This is a genomic window from Acidovorax sp. (assembly GCF_046339755.1).
Taxonomy (GTDB): Bacteria; Pseudomonadota; Gammaproteobacteria; order Burkholderiales; family Burkholderiaceae_C; genus Acidovorax.
Window position 1 is genome coordinate 22541 of sequence record NZ_JBKDTZ010000051.1, and the last position, 6653, is coordinate 29193.

Below are 6653 nucleotides of genomic sequence, written 5' to 3' on the forward strand. Positions count from 1 at the left end.
AAAAGCAGCGCCACCCTGCTGTCAGCCGCCCGGCCGACGCAGGGTTGAATGGGCCGCGTTATTTCTTGGCGAGTGCCGCGTTGCGCAGGCCCTGCAGCGTGCCCGTGGGCGTGATGGCCTCGGGATCGATCAGGCAGTGCAGAACGCTGGGCAGGCCGCTGGCGCGCGCACGGGCCAGCGCGGGCGCGAATTCCTCAGTGCTGGTCACGCGCTCACCATGGCCGCCGAAGGCCTGGGCGTAGGCCTTGAAGTCGGGGTTCTTGAGCGCGGTGGCGCTGATGCGGCCCGGGTACTCGCGCTCCTGGTGCATGCGGATGGTGCCGTACATGGCATTGTCCAGCAGCACCACGATGATGGGCAGGCCGTACTGCACGGCGGTGGCGAACTCCTGGCCGTGCATGAGGAAGTCACCGTCACCGGCAAAGATCACCACCTCGCGCTCGGGCCACAGGCGCTTGCCGCCCACGCCGGCCGGCAGGCCATAGCCCATGGAGCCGCTGGTGGGCGCCAGTTGGCTGGCATAGGTGGTGAAGGGCCAGAAGCGGTGGATCCAGGTGGCGAAGTTGCCCGCGCCGTTGCAGAAGATGGTGTCGGCGGGCAGCACCTCCTTCAGGTGCTGCATCACCTGGCCCATCTGCAGGTCACCGGGGATGCGGATGGGGGCGGTGTCGCTCCAGGCCAGGTACTCGGCATGGGCGGCCTCGGCATGGGCTGCCCAGGACACGGCGGCAGTGGGGCGCACACTGGCCAGCGCAGCGGTGAAGGCCTGCGGCGTGGCATGGATGGCCTGTGCGGGCCGGTACAGCCGGCCCAGTTCGTCGGCATCGGCATGCACGTGCACCAGCGGCTGCACGGGGTTGGGAATGGCGAACAGCTCGTAGCCCTGCGAGGGCACTTCGGACAGGCGGCCGCCCAGCACCAGCACCAGGTCGGACGAACGGATGCGCGCCAGCAGCTTGGGGTTGACACCCAGTCCCAGGTCGCCGCCATAGCAGGCGTGCGTGGCCGGGAACAGCATCTGCCGGCGGAACGAGCAGTACACGGGCAGGGACCAGGCCTCGGCAAAGGCCGTGAACTCGCGCACGGCCTGCTCGGACCAGCGGCTGCCGCCCAGGATGGCCACGGGCTGCTTCGCTACGCTCAAGCGCTCGGCCAGCTCGGACATCTGCGCGGTGCCAGGGTGGGTTTCGGTCACCTGGTAGGGCAGCGCATCGGCCACGGTGGCGGCCTCGGTCAGCATGTCCTCGGGCAGGGCCACCACCACGGGACCGGGCCGGCCCGAGGTGGCAACGTGGAAGGCGCGCGAGATGAGTTCGGGCACGCGCGCCGGGTCGTCGATCTCCACCACCCACTTGGCCATGGTGCCGAACACGGCGCCGTAGTCCAGCTCCTGGAAGGCCTCGCGCCCCAAAGCGCCGCGCGCCACCTGGCCCACGAAGAGGATCATGGGCGTGGAGTCTTGGTGGGCGATGTGCACGCCGGCCGAGGCATTGGTGGCCCCCGGGCCGCGCGTGACGAAGCAGATGCCCGGCCGGCCCGTGAGCTTGCCCTGGGCCTCGGCCATCATGGCCGCGCCGCCTTCCTGGCGGCAGACGGTGACGGCAATGCTCGCGCCGTGCAGCGCGTCCAGCACGGCCAGGTAGCTCTCGCCCGGAACACAGAACAGCTGCTTGACGCCGTGGGTGATGAGCTGCTGCACCAGGATCTGGCCGCCCGTGCGGCTGGCGGCGGCGTTGCTGGAGGGGGATGGCGAAGTCATGTCAGAGGTCCGAAACGAGAGAAAAAAAAGAAATTACAGGGGACTCAGCGCAGCGCCTCGCACGCACGACGAATGCGCGCGCAGGCTTCCTGCAGGTCGGCCATGGACGCAGCGTACGAGATACGGAAGAACGGAGCCAGCCCCAGCACGCTGCCGGGCACCACGGCGACGTGAAACTCGCGCAGCAGGTAGTCGCAGAAATCCGCATCGCTGCGCAGCGTGGCGCCGCCCGGCGTGGTGCGGCCCAGCACGCCTTCGCAACTGGCAAAGGTGTAGAACGCCCCTTCGGGCACGCGGCAGCGCAGCCCGGGCGAGGCGTTGAGCGCGGCCACCACCAGGTCGCGCCGGGCCTGGAACTCGCGGCAGCGCTCGGCCACGATGTCCTGCGGACCGTTCAGCGCGGCCACGGCCGCGGCCTGGCTGATGGACGAGGCGCACGAGGTGGCCTGGCTCTGCACCACGGCCATGGCCGCGATCAGCGCGCGCGGGCCTGCACCGTAGCCGATGCGCCAGCCCGTCATGGCATACGACTTGGACACGCCGTTCACCGTGAGCGTGCGCTCGCGCAGCGCGGGCAGCACGGCCACAGGGGTGGCGAAGGCATGGCCGTCGTACAGGATGTGCTCATAGATGTCGTCCGCCAGCACCCAGACCTGCGGATGGTGCAGCACCACCTCCAGAATGGGCTTGAGCTGCTCGGCGCTGTAGGCCGTGCCGCTGGGATTGGAAGGCGAGTTGATGAACACCCAGCGCGTGCGCGGCGTGATCGCGGCGCCGAGCTGTTCGGCCGTGATGCGAAAGCCGTTGGCCTCGCTGCATGGCACGACCACGGGCACGCCGCCCGCAATCAGCACCATGTCGGCGTACGAGGTCCAGTACGGCGCGGGCAGGATGACCTCGTCGCCCGGGTTCAGGCTGGCCATCAGCGCGTTGTAGATGACCTGCTTGGCGCCGGCGCCCACGGTGATCTCGTGGGTGGCGAATTCCAGCCCGTTGTCGCGCTGGAACTTGCGCTGGATGGCGGCCTTGAGTTCGGGCGTGCCGTCCAGCACGGTGTAGTGGGTCTCACCCCGCGCCATGGCCTGCTGCGCGGCTTCCTGGATGTGCACCGGCGTGTCGAAGTCCGGCTCGCCCAGGCCCAGCACGATCACGGGCTGGCCCTGGCGCTTGAGCTCGTTGGCGGCTTGGGTGATGCGCACGATGTCCGACACACCGATGGCGCTGATGCGGTCGGCCGCGCGAAAGGCCGTGGCGGGGATGGCGGCGTTCATTGCTGGTAGGTCTCCAGGGGCTTGTCGTTGGGGGCGGCGAACAGCTGGCGCAGCGTGGTGCTCAGTGGCAGGTTCAGGCCCACATTCTTGGGCGGGATGGGGGCGACGAACCACTTGGTGTAGATCTTCTCCATCTCGCCGCTCTGCATGAGCTTGGTGAGCACGCCGTCCACGGCGGCCTTGAAGGTCGGGTCGTCCTTGCGGAACAGCAGCGCGATCGGCTCGGCGCCCAGCGGCTCGCCCACGATGCGGAAGGACGAAGGGTCCTTGGCGTTGGCGATCATGCCGGCCAGCAGGTTGTCGTCGAGCACGAAGGCATCGGCGCGGCCCGATTCGAGCAGCAGGAAGCTCTCGTGGTGGTCCTTGCCCAGCACGGTCTTGATGGGTGCGCCGCCCAGGGCGCGTTCCTGCTTGCGCAGCAGCTGCACGGCCGTGGTGCCGGTGGACGCCGCAATGGTGCGGCCCGCGAGCTGGCTGATCGACTTGAGGTCCGAATCCTTGCGCACCGCCATGCGCACTTCGCTCACATAGGTGGTCACCGCGAAGGCCACCTGCTGCTGGCGCGCGGTGTTGTTGGTGGTGGGGCCGCAGCCGATGTCGAGCGTGCCGTTCTGCACCAGCGGCAGCGTGTTCTGCGCCGTCACGGCCATGTATTCGAGCTTGGCGGTGGGCACGATCTCCTTGAGCACGCGCTCGCACAGCTCGACGTGGTAGCCCACGTACTTCTCGTTGGCGCCCAGTGCATAGGCCATGGGCGGCGAGGTTTCGCGCACGCCCAGCACCACCTTGCCGCTGGCCTTGATCTTGTCCAGCGTGTTGGTGGCCGGGGTTTGTGCATGCGCCGGTGCGAATGCAGCGCAGGCGAGTGCCAGGCCTGCGGCCAGCGCGGTGAAGGTGGTCTTGCGGAAAGATGCCATGCCGTCGTCTCCTTGTGGTTATGGTTGGGAAAGGGGTGAGAAAAAAGGGCGCTCTCAGAGGACTCTCAGATCACGTTCTTTTCGAGCAGCGGTTCATTGCGCGCGATGCGCTCGATGGACAGCGGCGACAGGTCCAGGCTGCGATAGCCGCCCGTGAGCAACAGCTCGGCCACGCACCGGCCCACGGCGGGGCATTGCTGCAGGCCGTGGCCCGAGAAGCCATTGGCGAACACCAGGTTGTCGCAGGCAGGCGAGAGGCCCACGATGGCGTTGTGGTCGAAGGTGTTCATCTCGTAGTAGCCGGCCCAGGCGCCCTGCATGCGCAGCGCCTCGAAGCCGGGGATGCGCTCGGCCAGGGTGGGCCAGACATGGTCTTCGAAGGCGTGGTACTCGGGGTCGAGCGGCGCGAAGTCCGCATCCTCGTCGGCCGGCGGTGCAAAGCCGCAGATGAAACCCTGGCCCTCGGGCCGCAGCCAGATGCCGCTGGTGTCGATGAGCAGGGGACAGCGCGGCAACGGCGCCAGGCTGGACAGATGGAACACGGTGCGGCGCTTGCCCACCACGGGCAGCGCGATACCGGCCCAGGCCGCGATGGCAGCGGCCCAGGGACCACCGGCATTCACTGCATGGCTGCAGGGCAGCGTGGTGCCGCTTTTCAGCTGCACGGCGGTGACATGCTGCACGCCATCACCGGCAGACATGTCAAAGCCCACGGCCTCGTCGGCCAGATAGCGCACGCCCTGGCTCTGCGCCTTCTTGCGCAGCGCGGTGAGCAGCAAATAGCCATCGAACCAGCCCTCGCCCGACAGGCCGAGCGAACCCAGCACCACATCCTGCAGCGCCAGCCAGGGGAAGCGCGCGGCCAGCTCGGCCGGATCGAGCAGCGCCACATCAGCACCATGGCGCTTTTGCACGGCGTGGTTGTCGCGCAGCGTGGCCTCGCCGGCCGCAGTGGCCAGGTAGAGGTAACCGCCTTCGTGCAGGCCGATGCCGGGCACATCGCCGTTGCACGCCAACAGCGTGCCCACATTGCGCAAAAAGCCGATGCCGTAGGCCGAGATCTGCACATTGATGTCGGTGGAGAACTGCTGGCGGATGGAACTGGCCGACAGGGCCGAAGAGGCCCGCGCGTAGCTCGGGTCGCGCTCCACCACCACGACATCGCAGCCCGGCTGCTGGCGCGTCAGCTCGTAGGCGATGGCGCTGCCGATGACGCCGCCGCCGATGATCACGATGGACATGGAGGTGCTCCTGCCAGCAAACTGAGCCGTTTTAGACGTCGAACTTCACGCCCTGTGCTAGCGGCAGTGCGGTGGAATAGTTGATGGTGTTGGTGGCGCGGCGCATGTACGCCTTCCAGCTGTCGGAGCCGGCTTCGCGGCCACCGCCGGTTTCCTTCTCGCCGCCGAAGGCGCCGCCGATCTCGGCGCCGCTCGGGCCGATGTTGACGTTGGCGATGCCGCAGTCCGAACCCGCAGCGGACATGAACTGCTCGGCCTCGCGCACGTTGAGCGTGAAGATCGAAGACGACAGGCCCGCGCCCACTGCGTTGTTCCAGGCGATGGCCTCGTCGAGCGTGCGGTAGCGCACGACATAGAGGATGGGCGCGAAGGTCTCGTGCAGGGCCGGGCCTTCGTGCTTTTGCAGTTCGACCAGCGCGGGGCGCACGTAGTAGGCATCGCCGCCGCCCAGGCCCGGTACGCGCTCGCCGCCGTGCACCTTGGCATCGAGGGCGCGGGCTTCTTCCAGCGCCTTCTGCATGCCGTCGTAGGCGCCGCGATCAATCAGCGGGCCGACCAGGGTGCCGGCGCTGCGCGGGTCGCCCACCTGCACGTTGCCGTACACCTTGCGCAGTTGGGGCACCAGGGTGTCGTAGATGCTGTCGTGCACGAACAGGCGGCGCAGCGTGGTGCAGCGCTGGCCGGCCGTACCCATGGCCGCGAAGGCGATGCCGCGCAGGGCCAGGTCCAGGTCGGCCGTGGGGGCGACGATGGCGGCGTTGTTGCCACCGAGCTCCAGGATGGCGCGGGCGAAGCGGGCCGCCAGGCGCGGGCCGACGGCACGGCCCATGGCCGTGGAGCCGGTGGCCGAGAGCACGGCCACGCGGGTGTCATCCACCAGCACCTCGCCGATGCCGCGCTGGCCGATCAGCAGTTCCAGCAGGCCTTCGGGCGCATCGCCGAAGCGGGCCAGGGCGCGCTGGGCGATGGCATGGGTGGCGAGGGCCGTGAGGGGCGTCTTCTCGGACGGCTTCCAGACCACCGAATCACCACAGACCAGGGCCAGGGCCGCGTTCCACGACCACACGGCCACGGGGAAGTTGAAGGCCGAGATCACGCCGCACACGCCCAGCGGGTGCCAGGTTTCCATCATGCGGTGGCCGGGACGCTCGGTGGCGATGGTCAGGCCGTAGAGCTGGCGCGACAGGCCGACCGCGAAGTCGCAGATGTCGATCATCTCCTGCACCTCGCCCAGGCCCTCGGACGGGATCTTGCCGGCCTCGATGGTCACGAGCAGGCCCAGGTCGTCCTTGGCGGCGCGCAGTTCTTCGCCCAGCAGGCGCACCAGTTCGCCGCGGCGCGGCGCCGGCACCTGGCGCCAGGCCTGGAAGGCGGCCTGCGCGCGGGCGATGGCCGCGGTGGCATCGGCAGCGGAAACCTCGTGCACGGCGCCGATGGCCTCGCCCGTGATGGGCGAGCGCACCGG

The 6653-nt window shown here is 68.9% G+C and carries 5 protein-coding genes; all 5 read right to left on the minus strand.

The annotated features are described in order from the left end of the window. Positions 1–58: 58 nt before the first annotated feature. Positions 59–1759 (minus strand): thiamine pyrophosphate-binding protein, encoded by a 1701-nt coding sequence (locus ACK59X_RS04230; protein WP_409955445.1) that lies wholly within the window; start codon positions 1757–1759, stop codon positions 59–61. Between the two features lie 44 nt (positions 1760–1803). Next, positions 1804–3030 (minus strand): pyridoxal phosphate-dependent aminotransferase, encoded by a 1227-nt coding sequence (locus ACK59X_RS04235; RefSeq protein ID WP_409955447.1) that lies wholly within the window; start codon positions 3028–3030, stop codon positions 1804–1806. After that, the gene (locus tag ACK59X_RS04240) at positions 3027–3947 is read right to left on the minus strand and encodes an amino acid ABC transporter substrate-binding protein (protein WP_409955448.1); all 921 of its coding nucleotides are present in this window, start codon (positions 3945–3947) and stop codon (positions 3027–3029) included. The genes ACK59X_RS04235 and ACK59X_RS04240 overlap by 4 nt, the downstream gene beginning before the upstream one ends. A 65-nt stretch (positions 3948–4012) precedes the next feature. Beyond that, the gene (locus ACK59X_RS04245) at positions 4013–5188 is read right to left on the minus strand and encodes an NAD(P)/FAD-dependent oxidoreductase (protein WP_409955449.1); all 1176 of its coding nucleotides are present in this window, start codon (positions 5186–5188) and stop codon (positions 4013–4015) included. 31 nt (positions 5189–5219) lie between these two features. Continuing rightward, the coding region (locus ACK59X_RS04250; RefSeq protein ID WP_409955451.1) for an aldehyde dehydrogenase family protein at positions 5220–6653 on the minus strand (1434 nt) is incomplete at its 5' end.